This window comes from Franzmannia qiaohouensis, assembly GCF_031451695.1.
In the GTDB taxonomy this organism is placed as follows: domain Bacteria; phylum Pseudomonadota; class Gammaproteobacteria; order Pseudomonadales; family Halomonadaceae; genus Franzmannia; species Franzmannia qiaohouensis.
The window spans coordinates 1-25,486 of sequence record NZ_JARWAM010000015.1 but is presented as its reverse complement, the minus strand read 5'-3'; the positions used below and the strand labels follow the sequence as shown (position 1 = coordinate 25,486).

The following is a 25,486-nucleotide window of genomic DNA, read 5'->3' as shown; positions in this document are numbered from 1 at the left end:
AGGTACGGCACGGAGCACGTGAGCAACGCATGCAACTGATTCGAGGATTGCACAATCTGCGCGACGAGCACCGCGGCTGCGTGGCCACCATCGGCAACTTCGATGGCGTCCACCGCGGCCACCAGGCGATTCTCGAGCAGTGCCGCGAGCGCGCCCGCAAGCTTGGCGTACCGGTGACCGTGGTGGTCTTCGAGCCCCAGCCGCGGGAGTACTTCGCCGGCGACCAGGCCCCGCCGCGGCTGACCCGGCTGCGCGACAAGGTCGCCCTGCTCGACGCCCACGGCGCCGACTTCGTGCTCTGCCTGCCGTTCAACGACGCGCTGCGCAGCCTCACCGCCCAGCAGTTCATCGACCGTGTGCTGCTCGATGGTCTCGATGTGAAGCACCTGGTGGTCGGCGATGACTTCCGCTTCGGCTGCGACCGCAGCGGCGACTTCGCGCTGCTCGCCGAGGTCGGCGCCGAGCGCGGCGTGGGCGTCGAGCACACTCGCACCTTCGTGCTCGACGACGAGCGGGTCTCCAGCACCCGGGTACGCACCCTGCTGGCCTGCGGCAACTTCGCCCAGGCCGAGCGCATGCTGGGCCGGCCCTATGCGCTGGGTGGCCGGGTGGTGCGCGACCAGCAGCTGGGGCGCACCATCGGCGTGCCCACCGCCAACCTGCCGCTACTGCGCCTGCCGCTGGCGCTGCGCGGGGTCTACGCGGTGGCGGTCACGCTGCCCGACGGGCGACGCCTGCCCGGGGTGGCCAACGTTGGCTGGCGCCCCACCGTGGGTAGCGAGCGCCCGGTACTCGAGGTGCACCTGTTCGACTTCGACGGCGACCTCTACGGTGCGCGGCTGACGGTGGTGCCTTGTGCCCGGCTGCGCGGCGAGATGCGCTTCGATGGCCTCGAGCCGCTCAAGGCCCAGATCACCCGCGACCAGACCCAGGCGCGGCGCTACTTTGCCCGCCATGCCGGCGGGCTCGACGACACTCTTCCCCTGGCATCGGCGCCGCTGGCGCGCGAGGCTGCGACTTACGACTCCTCGGCCGCCGATGCGGCTGCCGGGCGCGACGCTGACGGACACTCATGAGCGACTACAAGCACACCCTGAACCTGCCCGAAACCGACTTCCCGATGCGTGGCATGCTGCCCAAGCGCGAGCCCGACCGGGTGGCACGCTGGGAGCAGCTGGATATCAACCAGCGGCTGCGCGACGAGCGCCGCGGCCGCGAGAGCTTCGTGCTCCATGACGGCCCTCCCTACGCCAACGGCAGCATCCATATCGGCCATGCGGTCAACAAGATCCTCAAGGACATCATCGTCAAGTCGAAGAGCCTGGCCGGCTTCGATGCGCCCTATGTGCCGGGCTGGGACTGTCACGGCCTGCCTATCGAGCACAAGGTCGAGACCACTCACGGCAAGCACCTCGATCCCGAAAAAGCGCGTGGCCTGTGTCGCGAGTACGCCGGTGAGCAGATCCAGGAGCAGCTGAGTGACTTCATCCGCCTGGGGGTGATCGGCGACTGGAAGCACCCCTACAAGACCATGGATTTTGCCAACGAGGCCGGTGAGATCCGCGCCCTGGCCGAGATGGTCAAGGGCGGCTACGTGTTCAAGGGGCTCAAGCCGGTCAACTGGTGCTTCGACTGCGGCTCGGCGCTGGCCGAGGCCGAGGTGGAGTACCAGGACAAGCAGTCCGACGCCATCGACGTGGCCTTCCCCTGCGCCGACGACGACAAGCTGGCCGCGGCCTTCGGGCTGGGCCAGCTGCCCAAGCCGGCCGCCATCGTGATCTGGACCACCACGCCCTGGACCATCCCCGCCAACCAGGCGCTCAACGTGCATCCCGAGTTCGACTACGCGCTGGTCGACGTTGGCCAGCGCCTGCTGCTGCTGGCCGCCGACCTGGTCGAGAGCTGCCTGGAGCGCTTCGGCCTCAGCGGTGAGGTGGTCGCCACCGCCAAGGGCGCCTCGCTGGACCTGATCGACTTCCGCCATCCGCTCTACGATCGCCTGTCGCCGGTGTATCTCGCCGACTACGTCGAGTCCGAGGTGGGCAGCACCGGCATCGTGCACTCGGCGCCGGCCTATGGGGTCGACGACTTCGTCACCTGCCGCGCCCACGGCATGAGCTTCGATGAGATCAAGAGCCCGGTGCAGGGCAACGGCGTCTACGCCGACGACCTGCCGTTCTTTGGTGGCCAGATGATCTGGAAGGCCAACCCGCAGATCGTCGAGAAGCTCGCCGACGCCGGCGCGCTGATGGCCCACAAGCCCATCACCCACAGCTACATGCACTGCTGGCGCCACAAGACGCCGGTGATCTACCGCGCCACGGCGCAGTGGTTCGTGGGCATGGATCTCGAGGGCAGCGACGGCAAGACCCTGCGCCAGCGCGCCCTGGAGGGCATCGAGGCGACCCAGTTCACCCCCGCCTGGGGCAAGGCGCGGCTGCACTCGATGATCGCCAACCGGCCGGACTGGTGCATCTCGCGCCAGCGCAACTGGGGCGTGCCGATCCCGTTCTTCCTGCACAAGACCAGCGGTGAGCTGCACCCGCGCACCGTCGAGCTGATGGAAGAGGTGGCAAGCCGCGTCGATAAGGAGGGCATCGACGCCTGGTTCCGCCTCGACCCCGCCGAGCTGCTCGGCGCCGAGGCGGCGGACTACGACAAGGTCACCGATACCCTCGACGTGTGGTTCGACTCCGGCACCACCCACTGGCACGTGCTGCGCGACTCCCACCAGCTCGGCCACGCCGAGGGCCCGCGTGCCGACCTCTACCTCGAGGGTTCCGATCAGCACCGCGGCTGGTTCCACTCCTCGCTGCTGACCGGCTGCGCCATCGACGGCCACCCGCCGTATCGCGGCCTGCTCACCCACGGCTTCACCGTCGATGCCCAGGGCCGCAAGATGTCCAAGTCGGTGGGCAACGTGGTCGCGCCCCAAGAAGTGATGGACAAGCTCGGTGCCGATATCCTGCGGCTGTGGGTGGCCTCCACCGACTACTCCGGCGAGATGGCGGTCTCTGACGAGATCCTCAAGCGTACCGCCGACGTCTACCGGCGGATCCGCAATACCGCGCGCTTCCTGCTCAGCAACCTCAACGGCTTCGATCCTGAGCGCGATGCGGTGGCCTTCGACGACATGCTGGCGCTGGACCAGTGGGTGGTCGACCGTGCCGCCCAGCTGCAGGCGCGCATCCAGACCGCCTATGACGAGTACCGCTTCCTCGACGTCTACCAGCAGGTGCACACCTTCTGCTCCCGCGAGCTGGGCGGCTTCTACCTCGACGTGATCAAGGATCGCCAGTACACCACCCAGGCCGACTCGCTGGCCCGCCGCAGCTGCCAGACTGCGCTCTATCATGCGGTCGAGGCGCTGGCGCGCTGGGTGGCGCCGATCCTGTCGTTCACCGCCGAGGAGATCTACGAGCACATCCCCGGTAAGCGCGCCGACAGCGTGCTGCTCGAGGAGTACTACGCGGGCCTCGCCACCCTGGCCGACGATGCGCCGCTGGGTCGCGACTTCTGGGAGCAGGTGCTCGAGGTCAAGCAGGCGGTCAACAAGTGCCTGGAAGACGCGCGCAACGCCAAGCAGATCAAGAGCGGCCTGGCCGCCGAGGTGACCCTTTACGTCGATGACGGCCTGCACCAGACGCTGGCCAAACTGGGTGACGAGCTGCGCTTCGTGCTGCTGACCAGCGACGTGCATCTGGCGCCGCTCGCTGACGGCAGCGCCGCCGAGGCCACCGAACTGGACACCCTCAAGGTGGTCGTGGCCGCCAGCGAGCACCACAAGTGCGACCGCTGCTGGCACCACCGCCCCGACGTCGGCCAGCATGCCGAGCACCCCGAGCTGTGTGGGCGCTGTATCAGCAACCTGCCCGATGGCCCGGGTGAAACCCGGCGCTATGCCTGAATGATGCCTGAGATCGACGATGCCCGAGACTGCCGAAATGACCGATAAGAGCGCCGCCCCTCCGATGCACAAACCGCTGCGCTGGCTATGGCTGGCCGCGGCGGTGATCGTGCTCGACCTGGCGACCAAGTACGCCGCCAGCGCCTGGCTGAGCTACGCCCGCCCGGTGGAGGTGCTGCCGTTCTTCAACCTCACGCTGCTGCACAATCCCGGGGCGGCGTTCAGCTTCCTGGCCGGGCACCCGGGCTGGCAACGCTGGTTTTTTGCGCTGATCGCCATCGGCGCCAGCATCGGCCTGACGATCTGGCTGCGCCGCCTCAGGGCGCATGAGGTGCTGCTGGCGCCGGCGCTGGCGCTGATCATCGGCGGCGCGCTGGGCAACCTCTTTGATCGCCTGGTGCATGGCTACGTGGTGGATTTCCTCTCCTTCCACGCTGCCGGCTGGTACTTCCCGGCCTTCAACGTCGCCGACATCGGCATTACCCTCGGTGCCGCGGGCCTGATTCTCGAATCGATCCGCGACGCACGACGCTGAACCCCACGGCGGCCGGCGCGTCCAACCAGTCCACGGCAGCGCCCCGCCCACGGCAAGAGAGACACAGATGAGCGATCAACCTGCTAGCGTCCACCGCGTCGCTGACGGTATGGAAGTCACCCTGCACTTCACCCTCAAGCTCGAGGACGGCACCGTGGTCGACTCGACCCGCGACAAGCGCCCGGCCACCTTTCAGGTCGGCGACGGCAACCTGCCGCCGGGCTTCGAGGCGCCCCTCGAAGGCCTTACCGACGGCGACACCGGCAGCTACCGGATCTCCCCGGAGCACGCCTTCGGCCAGCACAATCCGCAGAACGTGCAGCTCCTCAAGCGTGACGACTTCGACGAGGTCGAGCCCGAGGTGGGCACGGTGATGTCGTTTGCCGATGCCGCCGGCGGCGAGCTGCCCGGGGTGATCGCCAGCATCGACGGCGAGCAGGTCGAAGTCGACTTCAATCATCCGCTGGCGGGGCGTACCCTGACCTTCGAGGTCGAGGTGATTCAGGTTCGCCCGGCCACCACTCATTGATGCCCACGGCAAGAGAGAACGCCATGCACATCAAGCTGGCCAACCCCCGCGGCTTCTGCGCCGGCGTCGACCGCGCCATCGATATCGTCAACCGCGCCCTCGATGTGTTCGGCGCGCCGATCTACGTGCGTCATGAGGTGGTGCACAACCGCTACGTGGTCGACACCCTGCGTGAGCGCGGTGCGGTGTTCGTCGAGGAGCTTCACGAGGTGCCCGACGACGTCATCGTGATCTTCTCCGCCCACGGCGTGTCGCGGGCGGTGCAGGAAGAAGCCGAGCAGCGCGGCCTCAAGGTGTTCGATGCCACCTGCCCGCTGGTGACCAAGGTGCATCTGGAAGTGCTGCGCTACGCCAAGCGCGGCCAGGAGTGCATCCTGATCGGCCACGCCGGCCACCCCGAGGTGGAAGGCACCATGGGCCGCTACGACACCGCCCAGGGCGGGGCGATCTACCTGGTCGAGGACGAAGACGACGTCGCCGCGCTCCAGGTCAAGGACCCCAGCCGACTGGCCTTCGTCACCCAGACCACGCTGTCGATGGACGACACCGCCAAGGTGATCGACGCGCTGCGCGCGACCTTCCCCGAGATCGAGGGGCCGCGCAAGGACGACATCTGTTACGCCACCCAGAACCGCCAGGACGCGGTGCGCGGCTTGGCCGCCGAGTGCGACCTGGTGCTGGTGGTGGGCAGCCCCAACAGCTCCAACTCCAACCGCCTGCGCGAACTCTCCGAGCGGGTCGGCACGCCGGCTTACCTGGTCGATGACGCCAGCCAGATCGACCCGGCCTGGCTCGACGGCGTCACTGCCATCGGTCTCACCGCCGGGGCCAGCGCCCCGGAGGTGCTGGTCAATGGCGTCATCGAGCGGCTGCAGCAGCTTGGCGCCAGCGTCCCCGAGGAGCTCTCCGGCCGCACCGAGACGATTACGTTTTCCATGCCGCGTGAGTTGAGAGAGCGTGTTATCGTTAGCCAATGAGTGCTAGCCCGGAGTGGGCTATTCTGACGAGAGAGACTGGTAAGGAAGCCGGGCATTTTGCCCGGCTTTTTGCGCCTTAATGCTGTCATCCGCTGTGGCATGATAGAGACTGAAAACCAAAGGTAATGCGACGATGCAGGGCAACCGCAAGCGGGGGACACCGCAGTGAGCGTAGGGCAAGCTACCGGCTTCACTTTCCTGCGCCCTGCGCGCCAGGCGGGCTTCACCTTGATCGAGCTGATGATCACCGTGGCAATCATCGCCATCCTCGCGTCCATCGCCTACCCCAGCTACCAGCGCTATGTGCAGCAGGCACGGGTTACGGATGGACAGTCTGGTCTGATGCAGGCGGCTTCTGAAATGGAGCGCTGTTATACGGTATCGAATACCTACCCTGCGACAGGCTGCTTGGGGACGACATCATCCCCCGATGGGGTGTATCCCACCATTAGGCTCTCTGAGTCGGGGGCGAGCTTTCGTTTGGAGGCAACCGGGGGAAGTCGAGTGACCAGTGGCTGCGAGACGCTCTGGGTTTTGAGTAACGGTGAGCGTGGCCCTGATGCTTGCTGGTAAGCGAAGAAGCCATTTGGGCTTCACCTTGATTGAGCTGTTGGTAACACTGACCGTTGCCGTCATTCTGGCGACAGTGGCAGTGCCAAACTTTCAGAGCCTACTTAACAGCAGCCGAATGGCGAGCGATTACAACGAAGTGCTGTTGGGTATTAATTTTGCCAGGAGCGAAGCAATCAAGCGCCGCACGCCTGTGCGGTTTGAAGCATCATCTAATGGCACTTGGCAGTACGACGTCTCGGTAGTGGGGGGCGAGCTGCTGAGGACTCGAAGAGGTCGAGATGGCAGAACGTCCATGAACGCCGGCACGGTGACATTTAATGCTCTCGGTCGCCCCGAAAACTGTGTTGCCGGCGATGACTGTGTTTTCTCTGTGCAATCCAAACTATCGGGTGCTGCGGACAGAAGAATTCAGGTCACCACGATGGGCCGTGCAGGAAAATTTTACGATACAGATTCCGAAGAGGTGGAAGAGTGAGTAGGTCGCGCCGCTATTCCCCTCAGTCTGGCTTTACGCTGATTGAAGCACTGATTGCTCTGCTGGTGCTCTCCATCGGCATGCTTGGTGTCGCTGCCATGCAGCTCAAGGCCCTACAGGGCGCGCATGCGGCCTACCAGCGCTCCATTGCCTCGTTAGCTGCCCAGGATGCTCAGGAAAGGCTTTGGGCGGTTATGGCCAAAGACCCGAATAATCTGATATGCCCCAGTTGGGGGGAAGCGCAAAATATTGACGGAGCTAGTTGGCATGCTCAGTGGGTAGAGTTTCTTCCCGGACTGAATAGCAGCCCTGTCAGTGAAAGCGTAGGTTGCCAGTTTGATATTTCCGTGGGTTGGTCGGATAGCCGGTTTGAAAACGAAGATGCCCCGGTGTTCGAATATACGATCCGCTTACCGGGAAGTTGAAAATGAAAAGAAATGGCGGCTTCTCCTTGGTCGAGCTAATGATTGCCATGGTGATTGGCTTGGTTATTGTTTTGGGAGCCGGGCAGCTTTTTATGACAGTCTTTCAGACCAACCGCCAAGTGGAGACGTTAAGTGAGAAACAGGCTGCGGTAAATTTCGCTGTTGAGACCTTGCTGCGAGATGTTCGACGGGCAAGTAATATAACTCAGGTAGGTGGAGGTTTGTCGGTTACTGTTCCCAATCGTGGAGATATCACTTCGGGATGTGGCTCTAATGATAGTGTGGTTAAAACATATAGGATTAGTGCTGATGAAGTGAGGGATGGTGATGGATGGGCGCTTGAGATGAGCCAAGGTTGCAATACTCCAAGCCCTGATTACCAGCAAGTAGTAGCCGCCTTAACTAGCAATGGCTTTGAAGTAGATGGTAGTTTTAGTGGTGATGGGGTTTGGGGTGTTACTTTGGAGTTGATTGCGACAGATAATAGTGGGAGCCCTGATCTACTGGTCTTTCGTGCAGTGAATCGTACAGAGGCAACCAACTGATTCAATCTGATGTCGATGAGGCCTGCATGGCCTCCCGGAGTGCGGTGATGAAACATCAAAAGGGTGCGGCGTTGATAGTTGTGTTGACGCTGCTCACGATTTCTCTGATGGTCGGTCTAGCAAGTATGCAGTCATCGCAAATTGATGAGCGGCTGGCGGGAAATTACAAGGCCCAGTCTGAAGTGCAAATGGGGGCTGAGCGAGCTGCTGCGGCTGGTTGGAGTATGCCGCCCAGTTCTGTTGATTTTCAGCATGTTAGCTTTACACTGGCCGATATGATGGGGTTTGGCTGGGAAGAGTTTAAAGAAGATAGTATTTTCAGTGACCAAAGACTGAGCACCAATGCTTGCTCTGAAAACGTGGATTGTTATTATCGCTTTGTAAAGTCGGGTGGTTCTGATTACATTTTGGCTATGGGGTCTATTGGTGATGGTGAGCTGGCAACTAGCCAGATAGTCGCTGTAGAAGTTCAACTGGGGGGTGGGCCTTCGCCTCTTTTTAATAGCCCAATAGTAGGTTGTGAAGGCGTGACAATGGGTGGAGGCTCCACCGTGGGAAGCTATGATTCAAGGGAAGGGGGGTGGGATGGAACAGCTGGTAGTTTCTTAGAATCTAGTTCCCCACTTGTAAGCACCCTGAATGGCGACAGTGCCGACATTGTCCTTGGCGGCAATGAAAAAATATACGGATCCATATCATCCTATGGAGGAGTAACGCTTAATGGCTCGTCCTCGATTCATGGTAGTGTTTCTGCAAATCAGACAGTGAATCTCCAAGGTGGTGGAGCTAAGGTGAAGGGTGATGTTGAAACGCTCGGGAATATAAATTTTTCCAGTAGTGATAGGGTGGAGTCATCACTTAAAGCAGGCAAAGATATCGTTTTTGGGAATTGGTCGTCATATGTCGGTGAGGCTATATACGCGGGTGGTAGCGTAGTGACCAACACAAACAGAAAAGATCCTTCAGAACATCTTTTTGTTGATAATAGAGGTAATTACTTTCCAGGCAATAGCGGTAATCCTGCTGGCGTTACCCAACAAATCTGCGACAATGCTCTCTTTGGCGAGAGAAGCTTTGATGATGAGAGAGACTTTTTGAAGTCAGTTGTTTCTCCGTTAAACAGCGATCCGGAAATTAGCAGCAATGACTTACTTATTGGGCCTTGGCCTAATGGGGATTGGGAAATTTCTAGCGAGGGGGTAAGAAGGTTTGATAAGACTTGGAATATAAATGACTGGGTATCACATGGCCGAACCCAATCTGTTGAGAATGCCCTTGGTAGGGAAGGCGATGTCAATGTTATGAGAGTCGGGGACTTAAGAATTAGTAGTAGTGGCAGTTTAAGGGTTACAGGTGATGTTGTGTTGATTGTGGAAGGGGAGTTTTCTATTGGAGGGGGTGGGCAGGGCTTGGTTATTGATCCCAATGGTAGTCTGACAGTTATTGTGGAAGGTAAGACTCAATTTGGAAGTGCTGCAAAAATGAACTCTGTTAATACTCTGAACCTTAGTGGAAACCCTTCATTATCAATACTTTCTGCCTATGAAGGAAGTGACAACGGAATCGAATTTAACGGTGGTGGGCGTGTAGTCGCTAATGTTTATGCCCCCTTTACAGGCGTGTCAGTTAACTCAGGAGCTGATTTTTACGGTTCTGTTAGAGGGCAGAAAGTGACAGTGAGTGGCGACGGTTTGATTGCCTATGACGAAGCGCTTACTAATACGGGTTACACATCAGGTGGCGCTGGTGCGGGGGGGAACCCTACTATTAGCAGCTGGCAGTAAACGAAACAGAGCTTCGCTCATGTGGGGGCCGGACGAGGATGTTGAACCCAGTGACTGCCGGTAGCGCTCTGCATTTGCGCCATCTCGACGATTGGAAACCTTTATATTTATAACCATATCGACTCTTTTTTACTGTTTTCATAACTCTCAATGACTCTCGGCGACCGTTGGTCAAGTCGTGGGCTTGTCCTCACTTGCGGCAGTCCTATTTCAATTATAGAGTGGTGGGGCCGAGCTTAGGATAAACTTCTCTATGTCATCCTGTATCCGGTGAATTAGGCTGGTTGAGGTCAATCGGACAGGTGAAATATCTCTGCCTTGCTTTACGTGGTGATGTGTTCAAGCTTCAATCACCTTGGCAGGTCTTTGGTTGGCCACTATTACTGCGTACTCTGCCCAAAATATTGACAGTGACGCTGGCGCCTTGATTCAATTTTCCACATATGCGAAAGGTGCCGAAATGTCCGCCAGCCCTGCCCAGAGTGCCGTATCGCACTGGCCTGTTGTCGTTACGATAGGTCAGTGATGGCAGCTTGCTCTCGCCAAAGGTGCGCAGCAGTTCGGCATTGCCGGCGCTTCCGTTACCGACAAAAATCGCCAGAGAATTACTCCAGCCTGCGGCCATGTCACAATGCTCCAGCGTTAGGCTGGGGCAGAGCGTCACCTGAGTTCGCCTGGCAATGGCAGCGCTTCTCGTCATCGCCAACGCTGATTTAAGCCGCATCACCTCCGCGGCAACCTGATTGCGTGCGGTAAACTGCTGGTAGTTGGGAATCGCCCAGGTGGCCACGATCACCGTGATGGCGATGGCCGCTAGCAGCTCGATCAGCGTAAATCCCTGGCTTGGTTGGATTACGGGCGAGCGGCTTGCCGCTGGTGTCTCGTGATAGTCTTGGTGGCTCGGTGGGTGCATGGGTGCCTCCCTGGCAGGCGCGTTCCATCCCTGGTGCCGCTACTGTCACCCTAGCCCAAGCCTATGTAAGCCATATCGGATTCTGCTGTGAGTGATTTCCTAGTCGTAGGCGGCGGTGTCATCGGCATGATGACCACGCTGCAGTTGGCCGATGCTGGCCACGAGGTGACCCTGCTCGAGCGCGGCGCGTGCGGCCGCGAATCCTCCTGGGCCGGCGGCGGTATCGTCTCTCCGCTCTATCCCTGGCGCTATTCGGCGCCGATCTCGCGTCTCTCGACCTGGTCGGAGGGTTACTACCCCGAGCTTGCGCTGCGGCTGCTGGAAGAGACCGGCATCGACCCGGAGTATCGCCAGAAAGGGCTGCTCTACCTGCGCGTCGATGACGAGCCGCGGGCACTGGGTTGGGCGCGGGCGGTGGGCAAGCCGCTGGAGCGGGTGGCGGCTGAGTTCCTCTACGCCAAGGAGCCGTCGGCGCTGCCGGGCTGCGATGGCGCGCTATGGATGCCGACGCTGGGCAGCATTCGCAATCCGCGGCTGGTCAAGGCGCTGCGCGAACGGCTGGCGGCGATGCCCAAGGTGCGCATCGTCGAGGGCTGCGAGGTAACCGGGCTGCAGCGCGAGGGGCGGCGTGTCTCGGCGGTGGATGCCGGCGCCGAGCGTTTCACGGCAGGTGAGGTGGTGGTCTGCGGCGGCGCCTGGGCCGCCGAGCTGCTCGGCTCACTCGGCGTGGGCCTGCCGGTGCGCCCGGTGAAGGGGCAGATGATCCTGTTCAAGGCGCCCCCGGGGCTGCTGCAGCGAGTGGTACTGATGGATGGCCGCTACGTGATTCCCCGTGCCGATGGCCGCGTGCTGGCCGGCTCGACGCTGGAGGAGGCAGGCTTCGACAAGGGCACCGACCGGGCGGCCAGGGAGTCGCTGTGGGAGAGTGCCACGCGCATCGTGCCGGCGCTGGCCGGGTGCGAGGTGGAGCACCACTGGGCCGGGCTACGGCCGGGCTCGCCGGATGGCACGCCCTTTATTGGCCGTGTGCCGGGGCTCGACAACCTCAGCGTCAATGCCGGCCACTACCGTAATGGCCTGGTGCTGGCGCCGGCCTCGACGCGGCTGCTGGTGGATCAACTGCTGGAACGCGAAGCGATCCTCGACCCAAGCCCCTACCGGCTGGAGGGGCGCCTGAACACCACCATGTGACACAGCACACACGCCGGTGAGCCGCGGTTTGTCAGCGACAGGGCTCTGCGGACACGCTGTGACCCCACCCCTGGGCGCTCGAAGCTCCTCGCTACTCGTCCTTCTGCTCTTCGAGGTACTTGTCGCGGTGGGCGCTGGAGCAGAACCACTCGCCGCGCTCGCGCAGGGCATCGCTTTCGGGCAGGTGCACCTTGCAGTAGGTACAGCGCACGATCTGGTTGGCGTCGCTGTCGCCTGCATCATGGTCCAGCAGCTCCTCGCGGTCGAGTTTCCACTCGCGGTACATGCGGTACAGCTTGAGGCCGGCGAAGAACAGCACGGCGAAAATGATCAGGCGAATGATCAACAGGTTCATCCTTCTATGACTCCTTGCGGGAGGCGAGCACGCGTCGCGGCTTTGCCAGCAGTGCGGCCATGCGGGACAATGGGCTAACCATGAGTTTCGAGAGATTTTCACGCCCATGCAAGACTTGACGCTGGTGATGGCCCAACTCGACCCGCTGGTCGGTGATATTCCCGGCAATACCGAGCGCGCCATCGAGTCGGTGCGCGAGGCACGTATTGAGCATGGTGCCGATATCGTGGTGCTGCCGGAGCTGTTCCTGACCGGCTACCCGCCGGAGGATCTGCTGCTGCGCCCGTCGATGGAGACGCGGCTGCGTGAGGCGCGGGCGCGGATGGCCGAGAAGATGTCCCGCGAGGTGCTGGTGATCGTCGGCTACCCCGGCATGCGCGAGGGGCAGCGCTACAATCTCGCCGGCCTGCTCTACCAGGGCGAATGGGTGGCCGAGTATGCCAAGCAGGCGCTGCCCAACTATCAAGTATTCGACGAGCAGCGCTACTTTGCACCGGGCAGCGAGCCGTTGGTGTATGAGCACAAGGGCGCCAAGCTCGGCATCCTGATCTGCGAGGATATGTGGCAGGAAGCACCCGCTCGCCTGGCCAAGCAGGCCGGTGCCGAGATCCTGGTGACCCTCAACGCCTCGCCGTACCACCAGGACAAGCCCGCCGAGCGCCTGGCGCTGTTCGCCGAGCGCGCCGCCGAGGTGGGGTTGCCGCTGGTCTACGTCAACCAGATCGGCGGCCAGGACGAGCTGGTGTTCGACGGCGGCTCAGCCTGCGTCGACGCCCAGGGCAAGCTGCAGGTGCAGGCGCCGCACTGGCAGGTGGGCCTGATGCCGGTGCTCCTGGTCAAGGAGAAGGCCGGCTGGGTACCTCGCGGCGGTGAGGTCGAGCCCGAGGCGAAGGCCGAGGAGAGTCTCTACTGTGCGCTGGTGACCGGGGTGCGCGACTACGTCAACAAGAGCGGCTTCAAGGGCGTGGTGCTGGGACTGTCCGGCGGCATCGACTCGGCGTTGTCGCTGGCCATCGCGGTGGATGCCCTGGGCCCCGAGCGCGTCCACGCGGTGATGATGCCCTACCACTACACCGCCGAGATCTCCCAGCAGGACGCCGCCGAGCAGGCCCGTCTGCTGGGCGTCAACTACGAGGTGATGCCGATCGCGCCAATGGTGGAGGCGTTCAGCGAGACCCTGGCCGAAAGCTTCGCCGGCACCCAGCGCGATACCACCGAGGAGAACCTGCAGTCGCGGGTGCGCGGTGTGCTGCTGATGGCGATCTCCAACAAGAAGGGCCTGATGGTGCTGACCACCGGCAACAAGAGCGAGATGGCGGTGGGCTATGCGACGCTCTACGGCGATATGGTCGGCGGCTACAACGCCCTGAAGGACGTCTACAAGACCTGGGTTTACCGCCTGGCGCGCTGGCGTAACACCCAGGAGCCGGCGATCCCCGAGCGGGTCATCACCCGTCCGCCCTCCGCTGAGCTGGCGCCGGACCAGCAGGACAGCGACTCGCTGCCCGACTACGATACCCTCGACGCCATCTTGGCGCGCTACATCGAGGGCGACATGAGTGCCGAGGCGATAATCGAGGCGGGCTTCGCCCGCGAAGATGTCTATCGCGTGGTGCAGTTGGTCGATCGCTGCGAGTACAAGCGGCGCCAGGCGCCGGTGGGCGTGCGTGTGACGCCGCGTGGCTTCGGTCGCGACCGCCGCTACCCGATCGTCAACGGCTGGCAGCCGGGGGAGTAGGCTCGCGGGCTACGGGCTACGGGCTACGGGCTACGGGCTACGGGCTACGGGCTACGGGCTACGGGCCAAAAAAGCGCCACCGGCCCAATGGGCGGTGGCGCTCTGCTTTATGCCGTGGGCTCGTTGGCTCGCAGCCCCATGCTGTCAGGCCGAAATCGAATCTGCGTCGACGTGCAGCGGGCGGAAGGTGCGGCCGCTCAGGCGCTCGTGGCGCGGGTCGTTCTCGATCAGGGTGGCCAGCACCTCGCGGGCGCGGTCGCGCATGCCGAGACCCAGGTAACCCTCGACCATCACTGCCAGGGCGTCGCGGTTGGCGGTGGCCTCCGGGTAGTTCTCGATCACCCAGCGGCCGCGCTGCACGGCAGCCAGGTAGGCGCCCTTGCGCAGGTAGAAGTCGGCCACATGGAGCTCCTGGGCGGCCAGCACGTTGCGCAGGTAGATGATGCGCTGGCGGGCGTCCGGGGCGTATTCGCTCTCCGGGTAGCGTTGGATCAGCTCGCTGAAGTCGCTGTAGGCATCCCGCGAGGCGCCCAGGTCGCGGCGCGACAGGTCGACCAGCCGCAGCCGCTCGAGGCTGAAGCGCCCGGCCTGATAGGCCGACAGACCGCGCATGTAGTAGGCGTAGTCGACCTGGGGATGGTCCGGCTGCAGGCGAATGAAGCGCCCGGCCGCGGCGCGTGCCGCCTCCCAGTTGTCGGTCTGGTAGTAGGCGTAGATCAGCTCGAGCTGGGCCTGCTCAGCGTAGTCGCCGAACGGGAAGCGGCTGTCTACCGTCTCGAGTTCTTCCACGGCGGCTAAGTAGCGGCCCGACTCCAGCGACGCGCGGGCCTGCTGGTAGAGCTCCTGTTCCGACACCTGGGGCAGGTCGTCGTCCGACTCCGTTTCGTCGTCACTGCCGCCGCCGAACAGGGCACAGCCGCTGAGCAGGGTCACGGCGAGGGCGAAGGCACCTAACCGGGTGCCGGTAAGCATAACGCGCATCTTGATCCTCGTATCAAACAACCCGGGTGGCCATGCTAGAATCGTTCGCAATCTGCCACAATCGGCTCACTATAACGCACCCGTTTGCAAAACACACAGGCCCCGCCGTTTCATCATGTCCGAGACCCTACACCGTGACGCCCGCGTCCCCGACGCCATGGCCGGCCAGCGCCTCGACCAGGCGGCTGCCGAGCTATTTGACGATTTCTCCCGCGAGCGCCTCAAGGGCTGGATCCAGCAGGGGGTGCTGACCGTCGATGGCGAGCAGCGGCGGCCCAAGCACAAGCTCCACGGCGGCGAGCAGCTGCTGCTGCGCGCCGAGCTCGAGGAGGACACCCGCTTCGAGCCCCAGGCCATGACGCTGGATATCGTCTTCGAAGATGACGAGGTGCTGGTGATCAACAAGCCGGCGGGGCTGGTGGTCCACCCCGCGGCGGGTAACCCCGACGGCACCCTGCTCAACGCCGTGCTGTATCACCATCCGGCGGCGGCGAGCATTCCCCGTGCCGGCATCGTGCACCGCCTCGACAAGGACACCACCGGGCTGATGGTGGTGGCCAAGACGCTGGCTGCCCAGGCCGCGCTGGTCGAGCAGCTGCAGGCGCGTAGCATGTCCCGCGAGTACGATGCCGTCGTCACCGGGGTGATGACCTCCGGCGGCACCGTGGATGCGCCCATTGGCCGCCACCCCAAGGATCGCAAGCGCCAGGCGGTGACCGGCAACGGCAAGCCGGCGGTGACCCACTACCGGGTCACCGAACGCTTCCGCCACCATACCCATGTGCGCTGCAAGCTCGAGACCGGGCGCACCCACCAGATCCGCGTGCACCTGGCCCACAAGCGTTTCCCGCTGATTGGTGATGCGCTCTACGGCGGGCGGCTGAAGCTGCCGCCGGGCGCCGACGATGCGCTCAAGGACTTGCTGCGCGGCTTTCCGCGCCAGGCGCTGCATGCCCGCAAGCTGGCCTTCGTTCATCCGGCCAGCGGCCAGCGGGTCGAGTACCGTGCCGAGCTGCCCGACGATATGCTGATGCTGCTCGACTACCTGCGTCACGACCACGCCACCATGCGCTGAGGAGCCCGCGATGCACGACGCCGCCGACGACCTGCACCCGCACCCGACGCTGATCCTGCCCGACTGGCCGGCGCCGACCCGGGTCGGCGCCTTCGTCACCACCCGCGAGACCGGCCCCAGCCAGGGACCCTTTGCGGCCTTCAATACCGCGCTGCATGTCGGCGACGACCCGGCCATGGTCGAGCGCTGCCGCGAGCTGCTGCGGGCGCAGCTCGACGACGACCGCCCGCTGCTGTGGCTCGACCAGGTGCACGGCGCGGCGGTGCAACAAGCGTACGATCCCGAGGTGCCCCAGGCCGACGCGGCGGTGGCCGCCGACAAGCGCTACGCCTGCGTGATCCAGACCGCCGACTGCCTGCCGGTGTTCTTCTGCGACCGCCTGGGCACCAAGGTGGGGCTGGCCCATGCCGGTTGGCGCAGCCTCGCCGGCGGCGTGCTCGAGGCCACCATGGCCGCGCTGGATATCGAACCCGATGAGCTGCTGGTGTGGCTCGGCCCGGCGATCTCCAACGCCCAGTTCGAGGTGGGGCCGGAGGTGTTCGACGCCTTTGTCGCAGTACAGCCGGAGGCGGCCTCGGCCTTCGAACCCAGTCCCTATCGGCTCGGCCACTACATGGCCGATATCTACAAGCTGGCGCGGCTGCGTCTCGAGCGCCTCGGGGTGCATCACGTCAGCGGCGGGCACTTCTGCACCGCCTGCGAGCCGCGCTTCTACTCCCACCGCCGCGACGACGGCCAGACCGGGCGCATGGCCAGCGTGATCTGGCTACGCTGAGGCGCTTGATCCAGATCAACGCTAGGCGAGCTTTCCCCGTCGGCCGACTTGAAAGCGGCCCCCGCCGACTCCATTGATGATGTCAAGACGATATTGACAGGGCCAAGCGGCGCGTCCGAACGCGCCGCCACCCCGATGGAGGAAGAGTAAATGCGACCCGATAAATTTACCGGCAAGCTGCAGAGCGCGGTGGCCGATGCCCAATCGCTGGCGGTGGGCCGTGGCCATAACCAACTCGACCCTGGCCACCTGCTGCTGGCGCTGCTCGATGCCCGCGACAGCGGCATCAAGGGCCTGATCCAGCAGGCCGGCGGCGACAGCGGCCGCCTGCGGGCGGGGTTGGTGCAGTATGTCGATGACCTGCCCAAGGTCGGCCAGTTCGACGGTGAAGTGCAGCCGTCCCGCGATTTCGTGCGGCTGTTCAACCTCGCCGACCGCGAGGCCCAGAAGCGCGGCGACCAGTTCGTGGCCAGCGAGCTGGTGCTGCTGGCGGCGCTGGAGATGGGCGGTGGCCTGGCCAAGACGCTGACCCAGGCCGGGCTGACCCGCAAGGCGGTGGCAACCGCCATCGACAGCCTGCGCGGCGGCCAGCGCGTCGACGACGCCAACGCCGAGGACAACCGCGAGGCGCTCAACAAGTACACTATCGACCTCACCGCGCGGGCCGCCGAGGGCAAGCTCGACCCGGTGATCGGCCGCGACGACGAGATCCGCCGTACCATCCAGGTGCTGCAGCGGCGCACCAAGAACAACCCGGTGCTGATCGGTGAGCCCGGCGTCGGCAAGACCGCCATCGTCGAGGGGCTGGCCAACCGCATCATCGACGGCGAGGTACCCGAAGGCCTCAAGGACAAGCGCGTGCTGTCGCTGGACATGGGCGCGCTGCTGGCCGGTGCCAAGTACCGCGGCGAGTTCGAGGAGCGTCTCAAGGCGGTGCTCAATGAGCTGTCCCAGGAAGAGGGGCGGGTGATCCTGTTCATCGACGAGCTGCACACCATGGTCGGTGCCGGCAAGGCCGAGGGCGCCATGGACGCCGGCAACATGCTCAAGCCGGCGCTGGCGCGCGGTGAGCTGCACTGCGTGGGCGCCACCACCCTCGATGAGTACCGCAAGTACATCGAGAAGGACGCGGCCCTCGAGCGTCGCTTCCAGAAGGTGCTGGTGGACGAGCCCTCCGAAGAGGACACCATCGCCATCCTGCGCGGCCTCAAGGAGCGCTACGAGGTCCACCATCGCCTCAATATCACCGACTCGGCGATCATTGCCGCGGCGCGGCTCTCGGCGCGCTATATCACCGACCGCCAGCTGCCCGACAAGGCCATCGACCTGATCGACGAGGCGTCGTCGCGGATCCGCATGGAGCTCGACTCCAAGCCCGAGGAGATGGACCGCCTCGACCGCCGGCTGATCCAGCTCAAGATGGAGCGCGAGCACCTCAAGAAGGAGACCGACGAGGCCTCGAAGAAGCGCCTCGAGACCCTCGAGGCGCAGATCGACGAGCTGGCCCGCGAATACGCCGACCTCGAGGAGGTGTGGAAATCCGAGAAGGCCAGCATCGAGGGTGCGGCGCAGTACAAGGATGCCCTCGACAAGGCGCGGGTCGAGCTCGACGCCGCCAAGCGCCAGGGCGACCTGGGCAGGATGTCCGAGCTGCAGTACGGGGTGATCCCCGACCTCGAGCGCAAGATCGCCGAGAGCGAGGCCGGCGAGGCGGATACCTCGACCCACACCTTGCTGCGCTCCAACGTCACCGAGGAGGAGGTCGCCGAGGTGGTGTCGCGCTGGACCGGGATTCCGGTGGCCAAGATGCTCGAGGGCGAGCGCGACAAGCTGCTGCGCATGGAAGAGGCCCTGCACCAGCGGGTGATCGGCCAGGACGAGGCGGTCACCGCGGTGGCCAACGCCGTGCGCCGTTCGCGGGCCGGGCTGGCCGATCCCAACCGCCCCAACGGTTCGTTCCTGTTTCTCGGTCCCACCGGGGTCGGCAAGACCGAGCTGTGCAAGTCGCTGGCCAACTTCCTGTTCGACACCGAAGAGGCGATGGTGCGCATCGACATGTCGGAGTTCATGGAGAAGCACTCGGTGGCGCGGCTGATCGGTGCCCCTCCCGGCTATGTCGGCTACGAGGAGGGCGGCTACCTGACCGAGGCGGTGCGCCGCAAGCCCTACTCGGTGCTGCTGCTCGACGAGGTGGAGAAGGCCCATGCCGACGTCTTCAACATCCTGCTTCAGGTGCTCGAGGACGGCCGCCTCACCGACGGCCAGGGTCGCACCGTGGACTTCCGCAACACCGTCATCGTGATGACCTCCAACATGGGCTCGGACATCATCCAGCGCATGGGCGCCAGCGAGGACGACAGCGAGCAGGGCTACGCACAGATGAAGGAGATGGTGATGGCGGTGGTCGCCGACCACTTCCGCCCCGAGCTGATCAACCGTATCGATGAGGTGGTGGTGTTCCACGCCCTCGGCCAGGAGCAGATCCAGGCCATCGCCGGGATCCAGCTCGAGCGCCTGCGCGCACGCCTCGCCGAGCATGAGCTGGGGCTCGAGGTCAGCGACGATGCCATGGCCCAGCTGGCGGTGGTCGGCTTCGACCCGGTCTACGGTGCACGGCCGCTCAAGCGGGCGATCCAGAGCCGCATCGAGAACCCGCTGGCCCAGGACCTGCTTGGCGGCAAGTTCGTGGCCGGCGACGTGATCAAGGTCAGTGCCGAGGAGGGTCAGCTACACTTCAGGAAATGAGGCAGCTGCCGATAATGGTTTAAACGGTCGCGTCCGACCTCGTTTGCCCGTCTCGCTTGTCGAGACGGGCTTTTTAATGTCTGCGCCTTGCTCAATTGTCGACCTTGGGCTACCCAAGGCGGTTTGGCGGTTGACAGCCCAGCCGCGCTATTGGAATCTTGTCGGTTCCTGATTGCGGGCGCGGTCCATACGGGCAATCCCCACTCACCGCGCGAAGGGTAGGCCGAATGGCCTCTACCCGCCGAAGGACTTCCGGCCCGAGCTAACCGCTCGGTCTGGCCAACGCCCCCGACACGGCGAACCGCCGTGAAAGGTAGCGCCGATTCATGCTGCATGGATCGATGCTGCCGAATGAGAGTGCAGGCCCCAACAGGGCTCATTAGCCAGGGTTTGGCATCAGGTGCCGGCACTGCCGGCAGCGACGTACCGTCGCACTCGACCCCATGACCCGCACTGGGACATGGATCGCACTCGAGACCTCCAGGGGAGAAACACACGTGGAACTGCTTTCCGGCGCCGACATGATCGCCCGCTTCCTGCAGGATGAGGGCGTCGAATATATCTATGGTTACCCGGGCGGCGCAGCGCTGCATATCTACGACGCGCTGTTCCGCCAGGACAAGGTCAAGCACATCCTGGTACGCCACGAGCAGGCGGCGACCCACGCCGCCGACGGCTATGCCCGTGCGTCCGGCAAGCCCGGCACCGTGCTGGTGACCTCCGGGCCCGGCGCGACCAACGCCGTGACCGGTATCGCCACCGCCTACATGGACTCGATTCCGATGGTGGTGCTGTGCGGCCAGGTGATGAGCCACCTGATCGGCGATGACGCCTTCCAGGAAACCGACATCATCGGCGTGACCCGGCCGATCGTGAAGCATAGCTTCTCGATCCGGCATCCGTCCGAGATTCCGGAAGTCCTCAAGAAGGCCTACTATCTGGCCTCTACCGGCCGTCCCGGTCCGGTGGTGGTGGATATTCCCAAGGACATGACCGCGCCCACCGAGCGCTATGAGTACGTCTACCCGAAGAAGGTCAAGATGCGCTCCTACAATCCGGTGACCCGCGGCCATACCGGCCAGATCAAGAAGGCCGTGGAGCTGATGCTCAAGGCCAAGCGGCCGGTGTTCTATACCGGCGGCGGGGTGATCACCGGTCGCGCCTGCGAGGGGCTCACCGACCTGGTCAAGCAGCTCGGCTTCCCAATCACGACCACCCTGATGGGCATCGGCGCCTTCCCGCAGAGCGACGACCAGTGCCTCGGCTGGCTGGGCATGCACGGCTCCTACGAGTCGAACATGGCCATGCACCATGCCGACCTGGTGATCGCCATCGGCGCGCGCTTTGACGACCGGGTCACCAACAACACCTCCAAGTTCTGTCCCACGGCCAAGATCGTGCACGTCGACATCGACCCCAGTTCGGTGTCCAAGACGGTGCGTGCCGATGTGCCCATCGTCGGGCCGGCGGCCAGCGTGATCAACGAGATGATCAGCCTGGTGCAGGGCAAGGAGATCGCCCATCCCGACGCCCTCGGCGAGTGGTGGCAGAAGATCGACGGCTGGCGCGAGGAGCGCCACGGCAAGCTCTACGAGCCCTCCGAGCCCGGCGAGGCGCTCAAGCCGCAGGAGGTCATCGAGGCGGTGTGCAGGATTACCCGCGGCGAGGCCTTCGTGACCACCGACGTCGGCCAGCACCAGATGTTTGCCGCGCAGTACTACAAGTTCGACAAGCCCAACCGTTTCATCACCTCGGGGGGGCTGGGCACCATGGGCTTTGGCTTCCCGGCGGCCATGGGCATCAAGAAGAGCTACCCCCAGGACGATGTGGTGTGCATCACCGGCGAGGGCAGTTTCCAGATGATGATGCAGGAGCTGTCGACCTGTAAGCAGTACGGGGTGGGCGTCAAGATCGTCAATCTCAACAATGGGTCGCTGGGCATGGTGCGCCAGTGGCAGGACCTCAACTACAAGTCGCGCCATGCGCACTCGTACATGGAGTCGCTGCCCGACTTCCAGAAGCTGATCGAAGCCTACGGGTTTACCGCCATCAAGGTAGAGCGTCACGAGGATCTCGAACCCGCCCTCGAGCGGGCCTTCGCTGACAACAACGAGCTGGTGTTCCTCGACATCTATGTCGACCCGCGCGAGCACGTTTATCCGATGCAGGTGCCGCTGGGCGCCATGCGTGACATGCTGCTTTCGAAGACGGAGCGGACCTGATGCGCCATATCATTTCGATCCTGATGGAAAACGAGCCCGGCGCGCTGTCCCGCGTGGTGGGGCTGTTCGCCCAACGCAACTACAACATCGAGACGCTCAATGTGGCGCCTACCGAAGACCCGACCCTGTCGCGGTTGACGGTGACCACGATCGGCGATGACCGAGTGATCGAACAGATCACCAAGCATCTCAACAAGCTGATCGACGTGGTCAAGCTGGTCGACCTGACCGAGGGCAACCACATCGAACGCGAGCTGATGATGGTCAAGGTCAAGGCGCTCGGTGCCGCGCGTGACGAGGTCAAGCGCACCGCCGACATCTTCCGCGCCCAGGTCGTCGACGTTACGCCGAGCCTCTACACGGTGCAGATCACCGGCGATGCCGGCAAGCTGGATGCCTTCCTGCAGGCCATGGCGCCGGTGGGCATTCTCGAGGTGGCGCGCACCGGGGTGTCGGGGATAGCGCGTGGCGATAAGGTGCTGTCGCTCTGATTTACGACTGCGCTCGATAGAGCACCATAGGCCGCCCTCCGGGGCGGCTTTTTCGTGGGCGCCCTTTACACTTCCGCCCAAAGCGCACGGATGAGTGGGCTCTTGAGGCGGCGCTTGGCAACGCACAGGCCGACGTCGTAGTGGGGCAGTTCGGGCTTGACCGGCAGGATCGTGACTCGGTCGTGGAGTGGGCTGTTATCGAGCACGATCTTGGGCACCACGCCGACCCCGAAGCCCAGGCCGACCATGCTGACGATGGCTTCGTTGCCGGCGACCTGGGCATAGATCTGCGGCGTGACGCCCAGCGCCTTGAACCAGGTGTCGCAGTGCTCCCGGGCCAGGCCCGACTCGGAGAGAATCATCGGCACGCCGGCCCACTGGGCGGCGCTGGGGGTCTGCGGCGTGCTGGGCATCCAGCTGGTCTCTTCGCGAGGGGCGATGAACACCAGCGGCGAGGTGGTCATTGGCTTGAAGGCCAGGCCGTCGGGCAGAGTGCGTGGCCGGGGCGTGATCGCCATGTCCTCCTCGCCGGCCAGTACCCGTCCCACCGACTCGGCGGGGTCGCCGGTGTGCAGCTTGAGCTCGATGCGCGGGTGACGCAGGCGAAATTCGCTGAGCAGCGCGTAGAGGAAACTGTAGCTGGCGGTCACCGAGCAGTAGATGCTGATCTCGCCGGCCAGTTCACGGGCCTCGCTCATCAACGAGTGGCGTATTGCCTCCCACTGCTCCAGCGCATCGCGGGCATAGTGCTGGAACATCTGCCCCTGGCGGGTCAGGGCGACGTGGCGGTTGTCGCGCTCGAACAGCGGCGCGCCTAGGTTTTCTTCGAGCTGGCGGATCGAACGCGACAGCGTCGAGGGGCTGATATGACAGGCATCGCTGGCGCGGCCGAAGTGCAGCATGTCGGCCAGGGCCAGGAAGTGCTTGAGGGGGCGCATGTCCATGTGGCGTATTTCAATATATGCAATCTGGTATTGCAAATATAGCGTTTTACGCAACGCTGCGCCTGCCTTAAGGTGTCGTCATCGTTTCGACGACTCCCAGCGCCGCGACAGACGGCGCGGGTGGCCATCAACGCTGAATTCCATATCCGCCATATCTCAGGAGAATCCCCATGCGCGTCTATTACGATAAGGACTGCGACCTGTCCCTCATCCAGGGCAAGAAGGTCACCATCGTCGGTTACGGCTCCCAGGGTCACGCCCACGCCAACAACCTCAAGGAATCTGGCGTCGACGTCACCGTAGCGCTGCGCCAAGGCTCCTCCTCCGCGGCCAAGGCCGAGGCGGCAGGCCTCAAGGTCGCCTCCGTGCCCGAGGCGTGCAAGACCGCCGACGTGGTGATGATCCTGGCTCCGGACGAGAACCAGAAGGCGATCTACGAGAACGAGGTCGAGCCTAATCTCAAGGAAGGCGCCACCCTGGCCTTCGCCCACGGCTTCAACATCCACTACAACCAGATCGAGCCGCGCAAGGATCTGGACGTGATCATGATCGCGCCCAAGGCCCCGGGCCACACCGTGCGCTCCGAGTTCGTCAAGGGCGGCGGCATTCCCGACCTGATCGCCATCCACCAGGATGCCTCGGGCTCCGCCAAGGAGCTGGCACTCTCCTACGCCGCGGGCGTCGGCGGCGGCCGCAGCGGGATCATCGAGACCACCTTCAAGGACGAGACCGAGACCGATCTGTTCGGCGAGCAGGCGGTGCTGTGCGGCGGTGCCGTCGAGCTGGTCAAGGCCGGTTTCGAGACCCTCACCGAGGCTGGCTACGCCCCGGAGATGGCCTACTTCGAGTGCCTGCATGAGCTCAAGCTGATCGTCGACCTGATGTACGAGGGCGGCATCGCCAACATGAACTACTCGATCTCCAACAATGCCGAGTACGGCGAGTACGTCACCGGTCCCGAGATCATCAACGACGAGTCTCGCGCCGCCATGCGCAATGCGCTCAAGCGCATCCAGACTGGTGAGTACGCCAAGATGTTCATCAACGAGGGCAACAGCAACTACCCGTCGATGACCGCGCGTCGCCGTCTCAACGCCGAGCACGACATCGAGCAGGTCGGCGCCAAGCTGCGCTCCATGATGCCGTGGATCGCCGCCAACCAACTGGTCGACAAGTCCAAGAACTGATCGAACCGGTGTTTCATGCTGACAAGGGCGCGGATATCCGCGCCCTTGTCGTTGTTGGGGCCTTGCCGCCGCTGGAAAGCGCCCCGTCGCTATCGTAATACGAGTCAGGGTGTAGAATGGAAAAGGCGCCACGGCGCTTTTTTTGGGCAATGGAAAGAGAATTATGAGCCAAGAGCCGAACACGCCAGAGCAGGATCGTGCCGAGCAGGTGCCTCCGTCGCGCGCCGACGAAGACATCGCCTCGGCCTTCGTGCGCGAGACCGAGGTCATCGAAGAAGCGGTAGAGGATGGCAAGAAGGTACGGCGACGGGGTATCTATCTGCTGCCCAACCTGTTCACCACTTCGGCGCTGTTCTCGGGTTTCTTTGCCGTGGTGGCAGGCATCAACGGTGACTTCACCGCTGCAGCGGTGGCGATCTTCATCGCCATGGTGCTCGATGGCCTCGACGGCCGGGTAGCGCGCATGACCAATACCCAGAGCGCCTTCGGCGCCGAATACGACAGCCTCTCCGATATGGTGTCGTTCGGCGTGGCCCCGGCGCTGGTCGCTTTTACCTGGATCCTCCAGGACATCGGCAAGACCGGCTGGGTCGTGGCATTTCTCTACGTTGCCTGCGCCGCCCTGCGCCTGGCTCGCTTCAACGTGCAGATCGGCAGCACCGACAAGAAATGGTTCATCGGCTTGCCCAGCCCCTCGGCGGCGGCCTTCGTTGCCGCCAGCGTTTGGACCTTCAACAGCTTCGATGCCGATGCGGTGGGCTTCAAGCTGCTCATGCTGCTGGTGGTGGCGGCCGCCGGGGTGCTGATGGTCAGCAATATTCGCTACCACAGCTTCAAGGACATCGACTTCAAGAAGCCGGTCCCCTTCGTGGTGCTGCTAGCCATCGTGCTTGGCTTCGTGATGATTTCAGTGCAGCCCTCGGTGATGTTGCTGCTGCTGTTCGGTGCCTATGTGGTCTCGGGGCCAGCGCTGGCGGTGATGCGCAAGATGAAGCACGCCCCCGACGCCTGAGCTTTTCATTTCGCTCAAACGCCCGCCCCGTGCGGGCGTTGTCGTCTGCATGGCCCGCCTGGCGGGCCGCTGTTCGCGGGCAGCTATCCACAGGTGCTCGCGGCTTG

The 25,486-nt window shown here is 63.6% G+C and carries 23 protein-coding genes; 19 read left to right on the top strand and 4 right to left on the bottom strand.

Annotation, left to right across the window (positions count from 1 at the left end; all coding sequences use genetic code 11):
- Positions 1-29: 29 nt before the first annotated feature.
- The 10 genes from ribF to QC821_RS17860 all read left to right on the top strand — a co-directional run bounded on the left by ribF (position 30) and on the right by QC821_RS17860 (position 9,750).
- Positions 30-1,076, top strand: coding sequence for a bifunctional riboflavin kinase/FAD synthetase (gene ribF, locus QC821_RS17905; RefSeq protein WP_309724324.1), 1,047 nt, complete (start codon positions 30-32; stop codon positions 1,074-1,076).
- Positions 1,073-3,907 (top strand): isoleucine--tRNA ligase, encoded by a 2,835-nt coding sequence (ileS, locus tag QC821_RS17900; RefSeq protein WP_309724322.1) that lies wholly within the window; start codon positions 1,073-1,075, stop codon positions 3,905-3,907. The genes ribF and ileS overlap by 4 nt, the downstream gene beginning before the upstream one ends.
- A gap of 37 nt (positions 3,908-3,944) precedes the next feature.
- A complete protein-coding gene (gene lspA, locus QC821_RS17895) occupies positions 3,945-4,442 on the top strand; it encodes a signal peptidase II (protein ID WP_309724320.1) in 498 nt (165 codons plus the stop codon).
- Between the two features lie 67 nt (positions 4,443-4,509).
- A complete protein-coding gene (fkpB, locus tag QC821_RS17890; RefSeq protein WP_309724318.1) occupies positions 4,510-4,971 on the top strand; it encodes an FKBP-type peptidyl-prolyl cis-trans isomerase in 462 nt (153 codons plus the stop codon).
- Positions 4,972-4,994: 23 nt separating this feature from the next.
- Positions 4,995-5,948, top strand: coding sequence for a 4-hydroxy-3-methylbut-2-enyl diphosphate reductase (gene ispH / locus QC821_RS17885; protein ID WP_309724316.1), 954 nt, complete (start codon positions 4,995-4,997; stop codon positions 5,946-5,948).
- A 240-nt stretch (positions 5,949-6,188) separates the two neighbouring features.
- On the top strand, positions 6,189-6,521 hold the full coding sequence (locus tag QC821_RS17880; RefSeq protein ID WP_422720127.1) for a type IV pilin protein: 333 nt from the start codon (positions 6,189-6,191) through the stop codon (positions 6,519-6,521).
- Positions 6,493-6,996 carry a GspH/FimT family pseudopilin gene (locus QC821_RS17875; RefSeq protein ID WP_309724313.1) on the top strand — a complete coding sequence of 168 codons (504 nt, stop codon included), beginning with the start codon at positions 6,493-6,495 and terminating at the stop codon, positions 6,994-6,996. The genes QC821_RS17880 and QC821_RS17875 overlap by 29 nt, the downstream gene beginning before the upstream one ends.
- Positions 6,993-7,421, top strand: a complete 429-nt coding sequence (gene pilV, locus QC821_RS17870) for a type IV pilus modification protein PilV (RefSeq protein ID WP_309724311.1) — start codon at positions 6,993-6,995, stop codon at positions 7,419-7,421. The genes QC821_RS17875 and pilV overlap by 4 nt, the downstream gene beginning before the upstream one ends.
- A 2-nt stretch (positions 7,422-7,423) precedes the next feature.
- Positions 7,424-7,966: a PilW family protein gene (locus QC821_RS17865; protein ID WP_309724309.1), complete on the top strand. Its 543-nt coding sequence runs from the start codon at positions 7,424-7,426 to the stop codon at positions 7,964-7,966.
- Positions 7,967-8,013: 47 nt separating this feature from the next.
- Positions 8,014-9,750: a DUF7305 domain-containing protein gene (locus tag QC821_RS17860; protein ID WP_309724307.1), complete on the top strand. Its 1,737-nt coding sequence runs from the start codon at positions 8,014-8,016 to the stop codon at positions 9,748-9,750.
- Positions 9,751-10,096: 346 nt separating this feature from the next.
- On the opposite strand, the gene QC821_RS17855 is transcribed toward QC821_RS17860, so the two are convergent.
- Complete coding sequence (locus QC821_RS17855) at positions 10,097-10,663, bottom strand: GspH/FimT family pseudopilin (RefSeq protein ID WP_309724305.1); 567 nt, start codon at positions 10,661-10,663, stop codon at positions 10,097-10,099.
- 87 nt (positions 10,664-10,750) lie between these two features.
- Between QC821_RS17855 and thiO the strand changes: the two genes are divergently transcribed.
- On the top strand, positions 10,751-11,854 hold the full coding sequence (gene thiO / locus QC821_RS17850) for a glycine oxidase ThiO (protein WP_309724303.1): 1,104 nt from the start codon (positions 10,751-10,753) through the stop codon (positions 11,852-11,854).
- Positions 11,855-11,945: 91 nt separating this feature from the next.
- Here thiO and QC821_RS17845 read toward each other — a convergent pair whose 3' ends face one another.
- Complete coding sequence (locus tag QC821_RS17845; RefSeq protein WP_095623116.1) at positions 11,946-12,209, bottom strand: PP0621 family protein; 264 nt, start codon at positions 12,207-12,209, stop codon at positions 11,946-11,948.
- A gap of 106 nt (positions 12,210-12,315) precedes the next feature.
- On the opposite strand from QC821_RS17845, the gene QC821_RS17840 reads away from it, so the two are divergent.
- Positions 12,316-13,947 carry an NAD+ synthase gene (locus tag QC821_RS17840; protein WP_309724300.1) on the top strand — a complete coding sequence of 544 codons (1,632 nt, stop codon included), beginning with the start codon at positions 12,316-12,318 and terminating at the stop codon, positions 13,945-13,947.
- Positions 13,948-14,091: 144 nt separating this feature from the next.
- On the opposite strand, the gene QC821_RS17835 is transcribed toward QC821_RS17840, so the two are convergent.
- The gene (locus QC821_RS17835) at positions 14,092-14,928 is read right to left on the bottom strand and encodes an outer membrane protein assembly factor BamD (protein WP_309724298.1); all 837 of its coding nucleotides are present in this window, start codon (positions 14,926-14,928) and stop codon (positions 14,092-14,094) included.
- 115 nt (positions 14,929-15,043) lie between these two features.
- On the opposite strand from QC821_RS17835, the gene rluD reads away from it, so the two are divergent.
- From rluD to ilvN, 5 genes are all read left to right on the top strand, one after another.
- On the top strand, positions 15,044-16,003 hold the full coding sequence (gene rluD, locus QC821_RS17830) for a 23S rRNA pseudouridine(1911/1915/1917) synthase RluD (protein WP_309724296.1): 960 nt from the start codon (positions 15,044-15,046) through the stop codon (positions 16,001-16,003).
- A 10-nt stretch (positions 16,004-16,013) separates the two neighbouring features.
- Positions 16,014-16,778: a peptidoglycan editing factor PgeF gene (pgeF, locus tag QC821_RS17825; protein WP_309724294.1), complete on the top strand. Its 765-nt coding sequence runs from the start codon at positions 16,014-16,016 to the stop codon at positions 16,776-16,778.
- Positions 16,779-16,928: 150 nt separating this feature from the next.
- Positions 16,929-19,523 (top strand): ATP-dependent chaperone ClpB, encoded by a 2,595-nt coding sequence (gene clpB / locus QC821_RS17820; RefSeq protein ID WP_309724293.1) that lies wholly within the window; start codon positions 16,929-16,931, stop codon positions 19,521-19,523.
- Positions 19,524-20,020: 497 nt separating this feature from the next.
- A complete protein-coding gene (locus QC821_RS17815) occupies positions 20,021-21,745 on the top strand; it encodes an acetolactate synthase 3 large subunit (RefSeq protein WP_309724291.1) in 1,725 nt (574 codons plus the stop codon).
- The gene (gene ilvN, locus QC821_RS17810; protein ID WP_095623110.1) at positions 21,745-22,236 is read left to right on the top strand and encodes an acetolactate synthase small subunit; all 492 of its coding nucleotides are present in this window, start codon (positions 21,745-21,747) and stop codon (positions 22,234-22,236) included. The genes QC821_RS17815 and ilvN overlap by 1 nt, the downstream gene beginning before the upstream one ends.
- Positions 22,237-22,301: 65 nt before the next feature.
- Here the strand turns inward: ilvN and ilvY are convergent, their stop codons facing one another.
- Positions 22,302-23,180 (bottom strand): HTH-type transcriptional activator IlvY, encoded by an 879-nt coding sequence (ilvY, locus tag QC821_RS17805; RefSeq protein ID WP_309724287.1) that lies wholly within the window; start codon positions 23,178-23,180, stop codon positions 22,302-22,304.
- Between the two features lie 170 nt (positions 23,181-23,350).
- Between ilvY and ilvC the strand changes: the two genes are divergently transcribed.
- Both ilvC and pssA read left to right on the top strand, forming a co-directional pair.
- A complete protein-coding gene (gene ilvC / locus QC821_RS17800; protein ID WP_076749505.1) occupies positions 23,351-24,367 on the top strand; it encodes a ketol-acid reductoisomerase in 1,017 nt (338 codons plus the stop codon).
- Positions 24,368-24,530: 163 nt separating this feature from the next.
- Positions 24,531-25,379: a CDP-diacylglycerol--serine O-phosphatidyltransferase gene (gene pssA, locus QC821_RS17795; RefSeq protein WP_309724284.1), complete on the top strand. Its 849-nt coding sequence runs from the start codon at positions 24,531-24,533 to the stop codon at positions 25,377-25,379.
- Positions 25,380-25,486 lie beyond the last annotated feature (107 nt).